This is a genomic window from Variovorax sp. KBS0712, assembly GCF_006323185.2.
Taxonomy (GTDB): Bacteria; Pseudomonadota; Gammaproteobacteria; order Burkholderiales; family Burkholderiaceae_C; genus Variovorax; species Variovorax boronicumulans.
In genome coordinates this window covers 20,352-35,764 of the sequence record NZ_VCCD02000006.1, presented here as the reverse complement: position 1 = coordinate 35,764, position 15,413 = coordinate 20,352, and the positions used below count along the sequence as shown (strand labels likewise).

Sequence of the window (15,413 nt, the reverse complement as noted above, 5' to 3'; positions counted from 1 at the left end):
GTGTTCTGGGATCAGGGCAAACTCAGGGCGATGCCCGAAGGCATCGCCGGACTCATCGGGGTCAGGACTTCGCGAAGACGTTGCCGAGGGCGAAGACCGAATTCGGTGCGTTCACGCGGATGGGCTTGACCACCGGCTGGGCCGAGATGGCGCGCTTGACGACCGGCTTGTTCTCGATCTGCACGCCCTTGGCGATCTGGTCGTCGACCAGCTTCTGCAGCGTGACGGAGTCGAGGAACTCGACCATGCGCTGGTTCAGCGAGGCCCAGAGCTCGTGCGTCATGCAGCGGCCCTGCTCACCGAGGCAGTTTTCCTTGCCGCCGCACTGGGTGGCATCGATCGGCTCGTCGACGGACACGATGATGTCGGCGACCGTGATGTCCGCCGCCTTGCGTCCGAGGCTGTAGCCGCCGCCGGGGCCGCGGGTCGACTCGACCAGCTCGTGGCGGCGCAGTTTGCCGAACAGCTGTTCGAGGTACGACAACGAAATCTGCTGCCGCTGGCTGATCGCAGCCAGCGTGACCGGACCGGTGTTCTGACGCAACGCCAGATCGATCATTGCTGTGACCGCAAAACGGCCTTTGGTAGTGAGACGCATCGCAAGCTCCTTCAAGTGCTTACCGTTGAAATGACACCACAGCCTTGGGCCGCGGTGACTTCGTCTCCGCCCTGCCCGACCCCGACGCTGGTGAACCAGCCGGTAGGAGTCGGTCCTTCATCGCGAAGTTCTTTGTTGTTGAGTATTTCGGTCAAGTATAGCAGAAGCCCCTGAGATCTGCTCGGGTAAACCCCAGCGCGGCTCGCTTGAAGAAAGCGAACTTATGACCTAACCGAAATCAGGACGCCAAACCGGCGATGTTGTCGCCGCCCGACGCCCCAAACGCCTGCTCGCGCAGCAGCGCCAGCTGGTCGCGCACCCGGGCCGCTTTTTCGAACTCGAGGTTGCGGGCGTGCTCCAGCATCTGCTTTTCGAGCCGCTTGATTTCCCGGGCAATGTCCTTCTCGCTCATGTCCTCGACCTTGGCGCGTTCCAGGTCGAGTTTGGCCATTTCCTTGCCCGTCTTTTCGCTGTAGACGCCGTCGATCAGGTCGCGCACCTGCTTCACGATGCTGCGCGGCGTGATGCCGTTCGCCTCGTTGTGGGCGATCTGCCGGTTGCGGCGGCGCTCGGTCTCGCCCATGGCCTTCTTCATCGACTCGGTCATCCGGTCGGCATAAAGAATGGCCTTGCCGTTCAGGTTGCGCGCCGCGCGGCCGATGGTCTGGATCAGCGAGCGCTCCGCGCGCAGGAAGCCTTCCTTGTCGGCATCGAGGATCGCCACCAGCGACACCTCGGGAATGTCCAGCCCCTCGCGCAGCAGGTTGATGCCCACCAGCACGTCGAAGGTGCCCAGGCGCAGGTCGCGCAGGATCTCGACCCGCTCGACCGTGTCGACGTCGCTGTGCAGGTAGCGCACCTTCACGCCGTTGTCGCTCAGGTAGTCGGTGAGCTGCTCGGCCATGCGCTTGGTCAGCGTGGTGATCAGCACGCGCTCGTTCTTCTCGACTCGGATGCGGATCTCGCCCAGCACGTCGTCGACCTGGTGCGTGGCGGGACGCACCTCGACCTCGGGGTCGATCAGCCCGGTCGGCCGCACCAGCTGCTCGACGACGTTGCCGGCGTGGTCCTTCTCGTACTGCGCGGGCGTGGCCGACACGAAGATGCACTGGCGCACCCGCTGTTCGAACTCCTCGAGCTTGAGCGGCCGGTTGTCCAGCGCGCTCGGCAGCCGAAAGCCGTATTCGACCAGCGTGACCTTGCGCGCCCGGTCGCCGTTGTACATGGCACTGAGCTGGCCCATCATCTGATGGCTCTCGTCGAGGAACATCAACGAGTCCTTCGGCATGTAGTCGGTGAGCGTCGCCGGCGGGTCGCCAGGCTCCGCGCCCGAAAGGTGCCGCGTGTAATTCTCGATACCCTTGCAGTGGCCGATCTCGGCCAGCATTTCCAGGTCGAAGCGCGTGCGCTGCTCCAGCCGCTGCGCCTCGACCAGCTTGCCGGAGCCGGTCAGCTCCTTGAGCCGGCCGGCCAGCTCGATCTTGATGGTTTCCACCGCCGCCAGCACCTTGTCGCGCGGCGTCACGTAGTGGCTCGACGGGTACACCGTGAAGCGCGGCACCTTCTGGCGGATGCGCCCGGTGAGCGGGTCGAACAGCTGCAGCGACTCGATCTCGTCGTCGAACAGCTCGAAGCGGATCGCCAGCTCGCTGTGCTCGGCCGGAAACACGTCGATGGTGTCGCCGCGCACCCGGAACGTGCCGCGCGCAAAGTCCTGCTCGTTGCGCGTGTACTGCATGCGGATGAGCCGCGAGATCAGGTCGCGCTGGCCGACCTTGTCGCCCACGCGGGCAATCAGCCGCATCTCCATGTAGTCCTCGGGCGTGCCGATGCCGTAGATGGCGCTCACCGTGGCCACGATGACCGTGTCGCGCCGCTCCAGCACGCTCTTGGTGGCCGACAGGCGCATCTGCTCGATGTGCTCGTTGATCGAGGAGTCCTTCTCGATGAACAGGTCGCGCTGCGGCACGTAGGCCTCGGGCTGGTAGTAGTCGTAGTAGCTCACGAAGTACTCGACGGCGTTCTTCGGGAAGAACTCGCGGAATTCGCTGTACAGCTGCGCCGCCAGTGTCTTGTTGGGCGCGAACACGATGGCCGGGCGCCCCAGGCGGGCGATCACGTTGGCCATGGTGAAGGTCTTGCCCGAGCCGGTCACGCCCAGCAGGGTCTGGAACACCTCGCCGTCGAGCACCCCGGCCACCAGGCCGTCGATGGCCGCGGGCTGGTCACCCGCCGGCGGATAGGGCTGGAACAGCTCGAACGGCGAATCGGGGTAGCGGATGAATTCGCCCTGCTTCGCCGGCCCGATGGGGTCGAGTTTCTTCAGGTCTGCTATGGCTTCGGTGTTCTCTGGCATGGCTGTTCCCGACAGGTGGCGTGGCGCCGGTAAAATTCAAGGCAACCGGAAAGGATAAAGCCTCCTCCGGTTGCCAGCGAAGCTTTCATCCCAAAGGACCTTTCCATGTCTATGTTCACCGCGGTCGAAATGGCGCCGCGCGACCCGATCCTCGGCCTCAACGAGCAATTTGCAGCCGACACCAACCCCCACAAGGTCAATCTCGGCGTCGGCGTGTATTACGACGACAACGGCAAGCTGCCCCTGCTCCAGTGCGTGCAGGCCGCAGAGCAGAACATGATGAAGGCCCCCTCGGCCCGAGGCTACCTGCCGATCGACGGCATCGTGGCCTACGACAACGCCGTCAAGGGCCTGGTCTTCGGCCCCGAGAGCGAGCCCGTCACCTCCGGCCGCGTGGCCACCATCCAGGCCATCGGCGGCACCGGCGGCCTGAAGGTCGGCGCCGACTTCCTCAAGAAGCTCAACCCCAACGCCACCGTGCTGATCAGCGACCCGAGCTGGGAAAACCACCGCGCGCTGTTCACCAACGCCGGCTTCACGGTCGAGAGCTACCCCTACTACGACGCTGCCCAGCGCGGCATCAACTTCGACGGCATGCTGGCCGCCCTGAACGCGGCACCGGCCGGCACCATCGTCGTGCTGCACGCCTGCTGCCACAACCCGACCGGCTACGACATCACGCCCGCGCAGTGGGACCAGGTGGTCGCCGCCGTCAAGGCCAAGGGCCTCGTGCCCTTCCTCGACATGGCCTACCAGGGCTTCGGCTACGGCCTGAAGGAAGACGGCGCGGCCGTCGCCAAGTTCGTCGACGCCGGCCTGACCTTCTTCGTGTCGACCTCGTTCTCCAAGAGCTTCAGCCTGTACGGCGAGCGCGTCGGCGCCCTGTCGGTGCTGTGCGAGAACAAGGAAGAAGCCGGCCGCGTGCTGTCGCAACTCAAGATCGCCATCCGCACCAACTACAGCAACCCGCCGATCCACGGCGGCGCCGTGGTGGCCGCGGTGCTGGGCACCCCCGAGCTGCGCGCCCTGTGGGAAAAGGAACTGGGCGAGATGCGCGTGCGCATCAAGGCCATGCGCCAGAAGCTGGTCGACGGCCTGAAGGCCGCCGGCGTGAAGGAAGACATGAGCTTCATCACCACCCAGATCGGCATGTTCAGCTACTCGGGCCTGACCAAGGACCAGATGGTCCGCCTGCGCAACGAGTTCGGCGTGTACGGCACCGACACCGGCCGCATGTGCGTCGCCGCGCTCAACAGCAAGAACATCGACTACGTCTGCGCGTCGATTGCGAAGGTCATCTAGGTGACAACCGGGTGTGAGTGAATCGACTTTTTGACGATTCGTTCACATTCGGCCACAGAAGGCGAATCCAGCCCGCTCCGGGCTAGGGTTCGGCCCCCTGCGCCGCGGCAAATGCACTGATATATTGCACTGCAACATCCACTCAAAGACCCGCGATGCTCTATCAACTCTACGAAGCCCAGCGTTCCCTGATGGAGCCCTTCTCGGACTTCGCCCAGGCCGCCTCCAAGCTCTACGGTCCCGGCGCCGTCTGGAGCCAACTGCCGATGGCACAGCGCATGGCCGCCGGCTATGACCTGCTGTACCGGCTGGGCAAGGACTACGAGAAGCCCGAGTTCAACATCAAGTCCGTCAAGGTCGACGGCGAAGAGGTCGTGATCCAGGAGGCCGTCGAGCTCGACAAGCCCTTCTGCGAACTGCGCCGCTTCAAGCGCTTCACCGACGAACCGCACATCCTCAAGACGCTCAAGAGCCAGCCCGTGGTGCTGATCGTGGCGCCGCTGTCGGGCCACTACGCCACGCTCTTGCGCGACACCGTGCGCACCATGCTGCAGGACCACAAGGTCTACATCACCGACTGGAAGAACGCGCGCCTGGTGCCGCTGTCGGATGGCGAGTTCCACCTCGACGACTACATCAACTACGTGCAGGAGTTCATCCGCCGCCTGCAGGCCGAGTACGGCAACTGCCACGTCGTGAGCGTGTGCCAGCCCACCGTGCCGGTGCTGGCGGCCGTGTCGCTCATGGCCAGCCGCGGCGAGCCGCTGCCCCTCACGATGACCATGATGGGCGGCCCGATCGACGCGCGCAAATCGCCCACGGCCGTGAACAACCTCGCGACCAACAAGAGCTTCGAGTGGTTCGAGAACAACGTGATCTACCGCGTGCCACAAGGCTTCCCTGGCGCGGGCCGCAAGGTCTACCCGGGCTTCCTGCAGCACACGGGCTTCGTGGCCATGAACCCCGACCGCCACGCCAGCAGCCACTACGACTACTTCAAGGACCTGATCAAGGGTGACGACGCCAGCGCCGAAGCCCATCGCAAGTTCTACGACGAGTACAACGCCGTGCTCGACATGGACGCGGACTACTACCTGGAGACCATCCGCACCGTGTTCCAGGACTTCGACCTGGTCAACGGCACCTGGGACGTGAAGAGCCCCGCCGGCCAGGTGGAGCGCGTGCGTCCGCAGGACATCCACGCCACCGCGCTGCTCACCGTCGAAGGCGAACTCGACGACATCTCCGGCTCGGGCCAGACCCAGGCCGCGCACAGCCTGTGCACCGGCATCGCCGATGCCAAGCGCGAGCACTACGAGGTCAAGGGCGCGGGCCACTACGGCATCTTCAGCGGCCGCCGCTGGCGCGACCTGGTCTACCCGAAGGTGCGCAACTTCATCGCCGCCAGCGACGAACCCCAGCGCCGCGCCGGTGCCCGCGAAGAGCTGCCGGCCGAAGACCGCATCAAGCCGGGCCAGAAGCTGAAGGCCGTGGCCACCGCGGCGGCCCGCAAGACGCCGGTCGCCGCCAAGAAGGCGGTCGCTGTGAAGGCCGCGCCGGCCGCCAAGAAGCCGGCCGCGGCCAAGAAGCCCCGCGCCAGCGCCGCGCGCTGAGCCGCGCGCATCACCCACCGTGAACGGGCTGGCCGCACGCATCAACGATGTACTGCCTCAAACGCAGTGCACACGGTGCGGCTACCCCGATTGCGCGGGCTACGCGCAGGCCATCGCCGACGGCGAGGCCGACATCAACCAGTGCCCGCCCGGCGGTGCCGAAGGCATCGAGCGCCTCGCACTGCTCACGGGCCGCGGCGCGCGGCCGCTCGATCCGCAGTTCGGCACCGAAGGCCCGCGCGCCATGGCCGTCATCGATGAGGCCTGGTGCATCGGCTGCACGCTCTGCCTCGACGCCTGCCCGACCGACGCGATCATCGGCATCCACAAGCGCATGCACACGGTGATCGAGGCGCACTGCACGGGGTGCGAGCTGTGCATTCCGGTGTGCCCGGTCGATTGCATCTCGCTCGAGATTGAAACCCCTGGCCGCAGCGGCTGGCAGGCGTGGTCGCAGGCACAAGCCGAGGCCGCCCTGCAGCGCTACAAGCTGCACGCCCAACATCGCGACACCGCGAAGCGCGAGGCCGAACCCGCACCTGCCGCTGCCGAACCGCAAGCCGCCGACACGCGCAAGCGCTCGATCGTCGAAGCCGCCCTCGCGCGCGCCCGGGCCGCCGCCGAACAACGCCAGGCCGCCACCAAACCATGACCCTCGACACCCTGCTGATCTACGCCGTCGCCTCGCTTGCCCTGGCGGTGATCCCCGGTCCGACCATGCTGCTGGCGCTGTCCAACGGCATCGACGGCGGCATGCGCCGCGCCAGCTGGGGCATCGCGGGCGCGTCGCTGGGCAGCGTCTCTCTGATCGCGGTCGTGGCGCTCGGGCTGGGCTCGCTGCTCGCGGCCTCGGAATGGCTCTTCAACGCGATCCGTGTCGCGGGCGTGGCCTACCTGGTGTGGCTCGGCATCAAGCTGTGGCGCAGCGAGGCGACCGACCTGGGCGCGGCACTGGCCAAGTCGGCCGTCGAGGTCCGTCCGCACGGGCGCATCGCCCTCGTGCGCAGCCTGATGGTGGCGCTGTCGAACCCGAAGACAGTGCTGTTCTTCGCCGCCTTCCTGCCCCAGTTCATCGACACCGCCAAGCCCCAGGGCATGCAGTACCTGGTGCTGGGCGCGATCTTCGTGGTGCTCGACACCTGCGTGATGCTGGCCTATGCCGGCGCCGGCACGCAGGCCGTGCGCTGGCTCTCGCGCCGCGGCCTCAAGGTGCTCAACCGCAGCTGCGCGGTCGGCATGTGGCTGCTGGCCGCCACCCTCGCCTTCTGGCGCCGCCCGGCCTGAGCATCGTCGAACTCAGCCCTTCTGCGGGCGCTTGAACAGCAACAGCAGCACGCCCGCCAGCACCACGCCCACGGCGTACCACTCGAAGCGCGTGACCGTCTCGTGGGCGATCCACACGCCCAGCAGCATCGCGATCACCGGGTTGACGAAGGTGTAGCTCGCCGCCAGCCCGGCCGGCGCCTGTGCGAGAAGCACCATGTAGGCGTTGAACGCGATCAGCGAGCCGAACACCACGAGGTAGACCCAAGCCCCCAGCGCCACCGGCTGCGGCGGCCAACTCATCGTTTCGCCCGACGCCGCGGCCAGCACCATCAGCACCACGCCGCCGCACAGCATCTCGCTCGCGAAGCCCATCGCGCCGGGTGCCAGCGGCAGCTTGCGCTGGCCTCAGCACGCTGCCGAGCGACCAGCAGATGCAGGCCACGCAGATCGCCACCAGCCCCTCGGGCGAGGCCTTGAAGCCGCTGCCCTGCGTGAGCATCAGCACGCCGACCAGCCCCAGCGCGATGCCCGCCGCTTCGAGCCGCGCCGGCTTCACGCCCCAGATCAGGTTCAAGAGCGCAATCAACAACGGAATGACGGCGATGAACGCCACCACCAGCCCCGAGCCGATCGACACCTCGGCCAGGGCCGTGCCACCCATGCCGCCGCCGAGCATCAGCGCACCGACGACCAGCGCATTGCGCCACTGCAGGCGCGTCGGCCAGGGCGTGCCGCGCCAGCGCATCCACGCCGCCAGCAACACGCCCGCAACCAGGAAGCGCGAGCCCATCTGCAGGAACGGCGGAAAGCTGATCAGCGCGTACTTGATGGCCAGGTAGGTCGAGCCCCAGACCACCCAGGTGGCGGCCAGGCACAGCCACAGCAGCGGCGTCAGCCGGGGGCGCGAGGAGGAAGCGGCAGGCGCGGCCTGCGCGGGCGTGGCGAGTGTCGACATATCGAGGGTGTCTCTTCTTGGTATCGGATGCCCGTCATGGTATGAAAGCCACCGCCCGGCAGCCATGCGAATTTCATGGTTCTGCTCGCACCGCACCGTCGAATTAAAGGACTTCCATGGACTTCACCTTGACCCCCACGCTGGACGCCCACGACACCCGCATCCTGGCCGAACTGCAGGCCGACGCGCGCCTGAGCATGGCCGAGCTGGGCCGCCGCGTGCACCTGAGCCAGCCGGCCGTGACCGAGCGCGTGAAAAAGCTGGAAGCCGCCGGCGTCATCACCGGCTACCGCGCCACCGTGAACCTCACACGGCTGGGCTACGGCATCCGGGGGATCATCCGCGTCGGGCGCGCCGACTACGACCTCGTGGTGAAGCTGGTGCAGGAGACGCCCGAATGCGTCAATGCCTACAACGTGACCGGCGAGGACAGCTGGATCCTCGAGATCGCCGTGATCGACGTGCCGCACCTCGATGCGGTGCTCGCCAAGTTCTGCATCCTGACCGAGACCGCGACCTCGATCATCCTGAACCCGGCGCGCGAGCACCAGCCGATGCTGCCGCCGCAGCGCGCCGACGTGAAGCCGCCGGTGCGCAAGGCGCTCAGCGCGTAGCGGCGAGCGCGTTGAAAGCCGTCACCACTTCGGGCGGCGCCTGCACCATCTCGACCAGCACGCCCTCGCCCGAGATCGGGAACTCGTCGTTGGCCTTGGGGTGCAGGAAGCAGATGTCGAAACCGGCCGCGCCCTTGCGGATGCCGCCCGGCGCAAAGCGCACGCCCTGCGCCGTGAGCCATTCGACGGCCTTGGGCAGGTCGTCGATCCACAGGCCGACATGGTTCAGCGGCGTGGTGTGCACCGCCGGTTTCCTCTCGGGGTCCAGCGGCTGCATCAGGTCGACCTCGACCTTGAACGGGCCGCTGCCCATCGAACAGATGTCTTCGTCGACGTTCTCGCGCTCGCTGCGGAAGGTGCCCGTCACCTCGAGCCCCAGCATGTCGACCCACAGCTTCTGCAGGCGCAGCTTGTCGGGGCCACCGATGGCGATCTGCTGGATGCCCAGCACCTTGAAGGGACGCGGCGTGGTCATGCGCAGCCGCCTTCTTCCGCCTGCTCCTGCGTGCGATGCGAGCGCAGGCCGAGCTTGCGCAGCAGCTGCACGTCGGCGTCGACGTCGGGGTTGCCGGTGACCAGCAGCTTGTCGCCGTAGAAGATCGAGTTGGCGCCGGCCATGAAGCACAGGGCCTGCACCGCCTCGCCCATCTGCTGGCGGCCGGCCGACAGGCGCACGCGCGCGGTCGGCATCGTGATGCGCGCCACGGCGATCATGCGCACGAAGTCGAAGGGATCGACCGGCTCCGAATCGGCCAGCGGCGTGCCGGGCACGCGCACCAGGCTGTTGATCGGCACCGACTCCGGGTACGGGTCCATGTTCGCGAGTTGCGCGATCAGCCCGGCGCGGTGCACCGGCTGCTCGCCCATGCCCACGATGCCGCCGCAACACACGCTGATGCCGGCGCTGCGCACGGCCGCCAGCGTGTCCAGGCGGTCCTGGTAGGTGCGCGTGTCGACCACGTCGGTGTAGTACTCGGGCGCGGTGTCCAGGTTGTGGTTGTAGTAATCGAGGCCCGCGGCCTTGAGCTGCTGCGCGTGGTGCGGCTCCAGCATGCCCAGCGTGGCGCAGGTCTGCAGGCCCAGGCCCTTCACGGCCTCGACCAGCACCGCCACCTTCTCGACGTCACGGTCCTTGGGCGCGCGCCAGGCGGCGCCCATGCAAAAGCGCGTGGCGCCGGCGTCCTTGGCGGCCTGCGCGGCGCGCACCACCTCGTCGACCTCCATGAGTTTTTGCGCCTTCACGCCGGTGTCGAACTCGGCCGACTGCGGGCAGTAGCCGCAGTTCTCGGGGCAGCCGCCGGTCTTCACCGACAGCAGCGTGGCCAGCTCGATGTCGCCTTCGGGGAAATGCCGGCGGTGCACGGTCTGCGCCTCGAACAGCAGTTCCATGAAAGGCTTGTCGAGCAGCGCCTGGATGGCCTCCACGGACCAGGGGCCCTGGGGCGTCGCCACGGCCTTGGCCGGGCGGTGCAGCGTGATTGCTGCCTGTTGCAGGTCGTTGGCACCCATCAGTTGAACTCCAGAATGATTTGGTCGACGGCGAGCGATTCGCCCTTGGCCGCCGAGATCTTGCCCACCACGCCATCCTGCGTGGCGAACAGCACGTTTTCCATCTTCATGGCCTCGATCACGGCCAGCTTCTCGCCGGCCTGGACCTGCTGCCCCGGCTGCACCGACACCTCGACCAACAGGCCCGGCATCGGCGACATCAGGAACTTGCTGAGGTCGGGCGGCGCCTTGTAGGGCATCAGCTCGAGCAGGCGCGCGCCCAGCGGCGACAGCACCATGGTCTCGATCTGCGTGCCGTCGTGCGACACGCGCAGCGCCAGCGGGTTCTTGCCCGCGCCGCGCTCCACCTGCGCCGTGAAGGGCTTGCCGTTGGCCGTGCCCTGCACGCGCACCGCGCCGAGCGCGAAGTCGCTCTCGATCTGGTAGCGCTTGTCGCCCACCGTGACGGCGCTGGCGCCGGTCTTGCCCTGGAAGTCGCTCACCGACACCGCGTGGTGCACGTGCTTGCCCTCGGGTCCCAGCTCGACCACCACGAACTGCTCGCCCACCTTCACGCCGTGGCCCGCGAGCTGCCCGCTGATGCCCGAGGCGCGCGCGCGGTAGCGGCGGTTGACGAAGGCGGCCAGCGCCACCAGGAACGCCGGGTCGGCGTGCGGCACGTCTTCCGCATGGAAGCCCTTGCCGTAGTGCTCGGCGATAAAGCCGGTGTTGAAATCGCCCGCCACGAACTTCGGATGCGCCAGCAGTGCAGCCTGGAACGGGATGTTGCTGCTGATGCCGCGGATCACGAAGCCGTTGAGCGCCTCGCGCATCAAGGCGATCGCCTCGTTGCGGTCCTTGCCGTGCACGATGAGCTTGGCGATCATCGAGTCGTAGTACATCGGGATCTCGCCGCCGTCGTACACGCCGGTGTCCACGCGCACGCCGTGCAGGTGGCCGGTGTCGCTCGCGAACATGCTCTCGGCCGGCGGCTGGAACTTCACCAGCCGGCCCGTCGAGGGCAGGAAGTTGCGGAACGGGTCTTCGGCGTTGATGCGGCACTCGATGGCCCAGCCGTCGCGCTTCACGTCGGCCTGCGCCAGCGGCAGCTTCTCGCCGGCCGCCACGCGGATCATCAGCTCGACCAGGTCCAGGCCGGTGATGCACTCCGTCACTGGGTGCTCCACCTGCAGGCGCGTGTTCATCTCCAGAAAGTAGAAGCTCTGGTCCTTGCCGACCACGAACTCCACCGTGCCCGCGCTCTGGTACTTCACGGCCTTGGCCAGTGCCACGGCCTGCTCGCCCATCGCCTTGCGCGTGGCGTCGGTGATGAAGGGCGACGGCGCCTCCTCGATCACCTTCTGGTGACGGCGCTGAATGGAGCACTCGCGCTCGTTCAGGTAGATGACGTTGCCGTGCGAGTCGCCCAGCACCTGGATCTCGATGTGGCGCGGCTCCTCGACGAACTTCTCGATGAACACGCGGTCGTCGCCGAAGCTGTTACGCGCCTCGTTGCGGCACGAGGTGAAGCCTTCGAAGGCTTCCTTGTCGTTGAAGGCCACGCGCAGGCCCTTGCCGCCGCCGCCGGCCGAGGCCTTGATCATCACCGGGTAGCCGATGTCCTTGGCGATCTCGACGGCACGCTCGGCCGTTTCGATGGCGTCGTTCCAGCCGGGAATGGTGTTGACCTGGGCTTCGTTCGCCAGCTTCTTCGAGGCGATCTTGTCGCCCATGGCCGCGATCGAATAGTGCTTCGGGCCGATGAAGGCAATGCCCTCTTCCTCGACCTTGCGCGCAAAGGCTTCGTTCTCCGACAGGAAGCCGTAGCCCGGGTGCACGGCCTGGGCGCCCGTTTTCTTGCAGGCCGCGATGATGCGGTCGGCCTGCAGGTAGCTCTCACGGCTGGGCGCGGCGCCGATGTGCACGGCCTCGTCGGCCAGCTCGACGTGGCGGGCTTCCTTGTCGGCGTCGGAGTAGACGGCCACCGTGAGGATGCCCATCTTCTTGGCCGTTTGAATCACGCGGCAGGCGATTTCACCGCGGTTGGCAATCAGGATCTTCTTGAACATGTTCTTCTTTCTCCGTGCGGCTCAGAGCGGAATGTTTCCGTGCTTGCGCCACGGGTTCTCGAGCTTCTTCTCGCGCAGCATCACGAGCGAACGGCAGATGCGCTTGCGCGTCTCGTGCGGCAGGATCACGTCGTCGATGTAGCCGCGCGCGCCGGCCACGTACGGGTTGGCGAAGCGGGCCTTGTACTCGGCCTCGCGGGCGGCGAGCTTCTCGGGGTCGTTCTTGTCTTCGCGGAAGATGATCTCCACCGCGCCCTTGGCGCCCATCACCGCGATCTCGGCGCGCGGCCAGGCCAGGTTGACGTCGCCGCGCAGGTGCTTGGAAGCCATCACGTCGTACGCGCCGCCGTAGGCCTTGCGCGTGATGACGGTGATCTTGGGCACCGTGCACTCCGCGTACGCGTACAGCAGCTTGGCGCCGTGCTTGATGATGCCGCCGTACTCCTGGCCGGTGCCGGGCATGAAACCGGGCACGTCGACGAAGGTGATGACGGGGATGTTGAAGGCATCGCAAAAGCGCACGAAGCGCGCCGCCTTGATGCTGCTCTTGATGTCCAGGCAGCCCGCCAGCACCAGCGGCTGGTTGGCCACGATGCCGACCGTCTGGCCTTCCATGCGCGCGAAGCCGATCACGATGTTCTTCGCGTAGTCGGGCTGCAGCTCGAAGAAATCGCCGTCGTCCACCACCTTCAGGATCAGTTCCTTGATGTCGTAGGGCTTGTTCGGGTTGTCGGGCACCAGCGTGTCCAGCGAGTAGTCGGGCCGGTCGGCCGGGTCGCCCTGGCCGTCGTTGCCCAGGCGCACCGGCGGCTTCTCGCGGTTGTTCAGCGGCAGGTAGTTGTACAGGCGGCGCAGCATCATCAGCGCCTCGACGTCGTTCTCGAACGCCATGTCGGCCACGCCGCTGCGCGTGGTGTGGGTGATGGCGCCGCCCAGTTCCTCGGCCGTCACGCTCTCGTGCGTCACGGTCTTCACCACCTCGGGGCCGGTGACGAACATGTAGCTCGAATCCTTCACCATGAAGATGAAGTCGGTCATGGCGGGCGAATACACCGCGCCGCCCGCGCACGGGCCCATGATCATGCTGATCTGCGGCACCACGCCCGAGGCCATCACGTTGCGCTGGAACACGTCGGCATAGCCGCCCAGCGACGCCACGCCTTCCTGGATGCGGGCGCCGCCCGAATCGTTCAGGCCGATGACCGGTGCGCCGACCTTCATGGCCTGGTCCATCACCTTGCAGATCTTCTCGGCGTGGGCTTCGCTGAGCGCGCCGCCGAAGACCGTGAAGTCCTGGCTGAACACGAACACGAGGCGGCCGTTGATCATGCCGTAGCCCGTGACCACGCCGTCGCCGGGGATCTTCTGCTCGGCCATGCCGAAGTCGACCGAGCGGTGCTCGACGAACATGTCCCACTCTTCAAACGTGCCGTCGTCGAGCAGCAGCTCGATGCGCTCGCGCGCCGTGAGCTTGCCCTTGGCGTGCTGCGCGTCGATGCGCTTCTGCCCGCCGCCGAGTCGCGCCTGGGCGCGCTTCTTTTCGAGTTGTTCGATCAGTTCTTGCATGGTGTGCTTCCGAAGCTGTGGTTCTGGATTGCTGGGAGAGTCTTGTGGAGGCCGGGGTGTCACACCCGGGCAGTGATGGCGGCCGCGGCGAGCAGCTGGCGCGCCGCCGTCGAGGCCGGCAGGCTGCCTTGCGCCACCTGCTGCGTGAGCTGCGGCAGCAGCTCGCGCACCTGCGCATGGTGGCGAAACGCCTGCTTGAGCCCGGCGTCGATGCGTTCCCACATCCACGCGGTGGCCTGTTTTTCGCGGCGCTTGGCGAGCTTGCCGTTGGCGGTCTGCAGCGCCTTGAATTCGAGCACGGCGTCCCAGAAGGCGTCGACGCCGGTGCCGGCGAGCGCACTGAGCTGCAGCACCTTGGGCAGCCAGAAGCGCCGCTCCACGCCGCTGTGCGCGTCGTGCACCGCGTGCGCATGGTCGGGGTTGCCCTGGTGGCCGAAGAGGCGCAGCGCCGAAGTGATCTGGGCCTGCGCGCGCGTGGCGGCGTCGCGGTCGATGTCGGCCTTGTTGATGGCGACCAGGTCGGCCAGCTCCATCACGCCCTTCTTGATCGCCTGCAGGTCGTCGCCCGCGTTGGGCAGCTGCAGCAGCACGAACATGTCGGTCATGCCGGCCACGGCGGTTTCGCTCTGGCCCACGCCCACGGTCTCGACGATCACGATGTCGTAGCCCGCGGCCTCGCAGACCAGCATGGCCTCGCGCGTCTTCTCGGCCACGCCGCCGAGCGTGCCGCTCGAGGGGCTGGGCCGGATGTAGGCGCGCTCGTGCACCGACAGGCGCTCCATGCGAGTCTTGTCGCCCAGGATGGAGCCGCCCGACACGGTGGACGACGGGTCGATGGTGAGCACCGCCACGCGGTGGCCCTTGCCGATCAGCAGCAGGCCCAGCGTTTCGATGAAGGTCGACTTGCCCACGCCGGGCACGCCCGAGATGCCCAGGCGAAACGAGGCGCCGGTGCGCGGCAGCAAGGCCGTGAGCAGTTCGTCGGCCTGCGCGCGGTGGTCGGCGCGCGTCGATTCGAGCAGCGTGATCGCCTTGGCGATGGCACGGCGCTGCGCCATGCCCGGCGCATCGGCGAGCGCGCGTTCGAGCGCGCCGACGGTGTTCAGCACGCGGCCTCCGACGCCACGCGCCAACGGTAGTGCAGGTCGACGCCCTCCTCGCCTTCGAGCACGAAGCCGTGCCGCTGGTAGAAGCGGTTGGCGTCGCTCTTCACGAGCGCGGTGAGCTTGATGTCCAGCTGCTGTTCGCGCGCCTGCGCCTTGGCCCAGCGCAGCGCCCATTCGCCGATGCCGCGCCCCTGGAAGCCGGTGCGCAGGTACAGGTGATCGAGGCGCAGCGCATCCGCGTCCTCGGGCTTGAGCGTGATGAAGCCCAGGCGCTGCTCACCGTCGAGCACGATGTGGTGCATGTACGGGACCACGAAACCGGCCGACAGGCGCTCGCGCGAGCGCGTGAGGTCGAAGCGGCCGACACGCTCCAGGCTCGGACGCATCGCATCGATGCGCACGGCCAGCATGTCTTCGAAATCGCTGGAATCCACGGGCTGCAGCGACAGCCGCGACAAGAGATCGCCCACGTCGCTTCGT

At 67.2% G+C, this 15,413-nt stretch carries 13 protein-coding genes and 1 pseudogene; 5 read left to right on the top strand and 9 right to left on the bottom strand.

What is annotated here, in order from left to right; genetic code table 11:
* Positions 1–61 precede the first annotated feature (61 nt).
* Together iscR and uvrB are read right to left on the bottom strand one after the other, a co-directional pair.
* On the bottom strand, positions 62–598 hold the full coding sequence (gene iscR, locus FFI97_RS32845) for a Fe-S cluster assembly transcriptional regulator IscR (protein ID WP_056580055.1): 537 nt from the start codon (positions 596–598) through the stop codon (positions 62–64).
* A 238-nt stretch (positions 599–836) separates the two neighbouring features.
* Positions 837–2,954, bottom strand: a complete 2,118-nt coding sequence (gene uvrB, locus FFI97_RS32840; RefSeq protein ID WP_139704957.1) for an excinuclease ABC subunit UvrB — start codon at positions 2,952–2,954, stop codon at positions 837–839.
* 105 nt (positions 2,955–3,059) lie between these two features.
* On the opposite strand from uvrB, the gene FFI97_RS32835 reads away from it, so the two are divergent.
* The 4 genes from FFI97_RS32835 (at position 3,060) to FFI97_RS32820 (ending at position 7,153) form a co-directional block, all read left to right on the top strand.
* The gene (locus FFI97_RS32835) at positions 3,060–4,256 is read left to right on the top strand and encodes an amino acid aminotransferase (RefSeq protein ID WP_139704960.1); all 1,197 of its coding nucleotides are present in this window, start codon (positions 3,060–3,062) and stop codon (positions 4,254–4,256) included.
* 155 nt (positions 4,257–4,411) lie between these two features.
* Positions 4,412–5,869 carry a polyhydroxyalkanoate depolymerase gene (locus FFI97_RS32830; protein WP_139704962.1) on the top strand — a complete coding sequence of 486 codons (1,458 nt, stop codon included), beginning with the start codon at positions 4,412–4,414 and terminating at the stop codon, positions 5,867–5,869.
* 19 nt (positions 5,870–5,888) lie between these two features.
* A complete protein-coding gene (locus tag FFI97_RS32825) occupies positions 5,889–6,521 on the top strand; it encodes an RnfABCDGE type electron transport complex subunit B (RefSeq protein WP_139704963.1) in 633 nt (210 codons plus the stop codon).
* Positions 6,518–7,153 carry a LysE family translocator gene (locus FFI97_RS32820; RefSeq protein WP_139704965.1) on the top strand — a complete coding sequence of 212 codons (636 nt, stop codon included), beginning with the start codon at positions 6,518–6,520 and terminating at the stop codon, positions 7,151–7,153. Before FFI97_RS32825 ends, FFI97_RS32820 begins: the two co-directional genes overlap by 4 nt.
* A 12-nt stretch (positions 7,154–7,165) precedes the next feature.
* On the opposite strand, the pseudogene yedA reads toward FFI97_RS32820, so the two are convergent.
* Positions 7,166–8,090: pseudogene (yedA, locus tag FFI97_RS32815) on the bottom strand (drug/metabolite exporter YedA).
* A 116-nt stretch (positions 8,091–8,206) separates the two neighbouring features.
* On the opposite strand from yedA, the gene FFI97_RS32810 reads away from it, so the two are divergent.
* The gene (locus FFI97_RS32810) at positions 8,207–8,704 is read left to right on the top strand and encodes an Lrp/AsnC family transcriptional regulator (RefSeq protein WP_062473217.1); all 498 of its coding nucleotides are present in this window, start codon (positions 8,207–8,209) and stop codon (positions 8,702–8,704) included.
* Here FFI97_RS32810 and FFI97_RS32805 read toward each other — a convergent pair.
* Genes FFI97_RS32805 through FFI97_RS32780 form a run of 6 tightly spaced genes read right to left on the bottom strand, consistent with a single transcriptional unit; the run spans position 8,694 to position 15,403 of the window.
* Positions 8,694–9,179 carry a VOC family protein gene (locus tag FFI97_RS32805; protein ID WP_139704967.1) on the bottom strand — a complete coding sequence of 162 codons (486 nt, stop codon included), beginning with the start codon at positions 9,177–9,179 and terminating at the stop codon, positions 8,694–8,696. The genes FFI97_RS32810 and FFI97_RS32805 overlap by 11 nt on opposite strands.
* Positions 9,176–10,213, bottom strand: a complete 1,038-nt coding sequence (gene bioB, locus FFI97_RS32800) for a biotin synthase BioB (RefSeq protein ID WP_062473215.1) — start codon at positions 10,211–10,213, stop codon at positions 9,176–9,178. The genes FFI97_RS32805 and bioB overlap by 4 nt, the downstream gene beginning before the upstream one ends.
* Positions 10,213–12,261 (bottom strand): acetyl-CoA carboxylase biotin carboxylase subunit, encoded by a 2,049-nt coding sequence (accC, locus tag FFI97_RS32795; RefSeq protein WP_139704970.1) that lies wholly within the window; start codon positions 12,259–12,261, stop codon positions 10,213–10,215. Before accC ends, bioB begins: the two co-directional genes overlap by 1 nt.
* 21 nt (positions 12,262–12,282) lie before the next feature.
* Positions 12,283–13,827, bottom strand: a complete 1,545-nt coding sequence (locus FFI97_RS32790; protein WP_062473211.1) for an acyl-CoA carboxylase subunit beta — start codon at positions 13,825–13,827, stop codon at positions 12,283–12,285.
* 59 nt (positions 13,828–13,886) lie between these two features.
* Positions 13,887–14,936 (bottom strand): methylmalonyl Co-A mutase-associated GTPase MeaB, encoded by a 1,050-nt coding sequence (gene meaB, locus FFI97_RS32785; protein WP_139704972.1) that lies wholly within the window; start codon positions 14,934–14,936, stop codon positions 13,887–13,889.
* Positions 14,930–15,403, bottom strand: coding sequence for a GNAT family N-acetyltransferase (locus FFI97_RS32780; protein ID WP_139704974.1), 474 nt, complete (start codon positions 15,401–15,403; stop codon positions 14,930–14,932). Before FFI97_RS32780 ends, meaB begins: the two co-directional genes overlap by 7 nt.
* Between the last annotated feature and the right edge of the window lie 10 nt (positions 15,404–15,413).

Coding starts and splice junctions, on each gene's coding strand:
- iscR (WP_056580055.1), bottom strand. CDS start 598: ATGCGTCTCACTACCAAAGGCCGTTTTGCGGTCACAGCAATGATCGAT.
- uvrB (WP_139704957.1), bottom strand. CDS start 2,954: ATGCCAGAGAACACCGAAGCCATAGCAGACCTGAAGAAACTCGACCCC.
- FFI97_RS32835 (WP_139704960.1), top strand. CDS start 3,060: ATGTCTATGTTCACCGCGGTCGAAATGGCGCCGCGCGACCCGATCCTC.
- FFI97_RS32830 (WP_139704962.1), top strand. CDS start 4,412: ATGCTCTATCAACTCTACGAAGCCCAGCGTTCCCTGATGGAGCCCTTC.
- FFI97_RS32820 (WP_139704965.1), top strand. CDS start 6,518: ATGACCCTCGACACCCTGCTGATCTACGCCGTCGCCTCGCTTGCCCTG.
- FFI97_RS32810 (WP_062473217.1), top strand. CDS start 8,207: ATGGACTTCACCTTGACCCCCACGCTGGACGCCCACGACACCCGCATC.
- FFI97_RS32805 (WP_139704967.1), bottom strand. CDS start 9,179: ATGACCACGCCGCGTCCCTTCAAGGTGCTGGGCATCCAGCAGATCGCC.
- bioB (WP_062473215.1), bottom strand. CDS start 10,213: ATGGGTGCCAACGACCTGCAACAGGCAGCAATCACGCTGCACCGCCCG.
- accC (WP_139704970.1), bottom strand. CDS start 12,261: ATGTTCAAGAAGATCCTGATTGCCAACCGCGGTGAAATCGCCTGCCGC.
- FFI97_RS32790 (WP_062473211.1), bottom strand. CDS start 13,827: ATGCAAGAACTGATCGAACAACTCGAAAAGAAGCGCGCCCAGGCGCGA.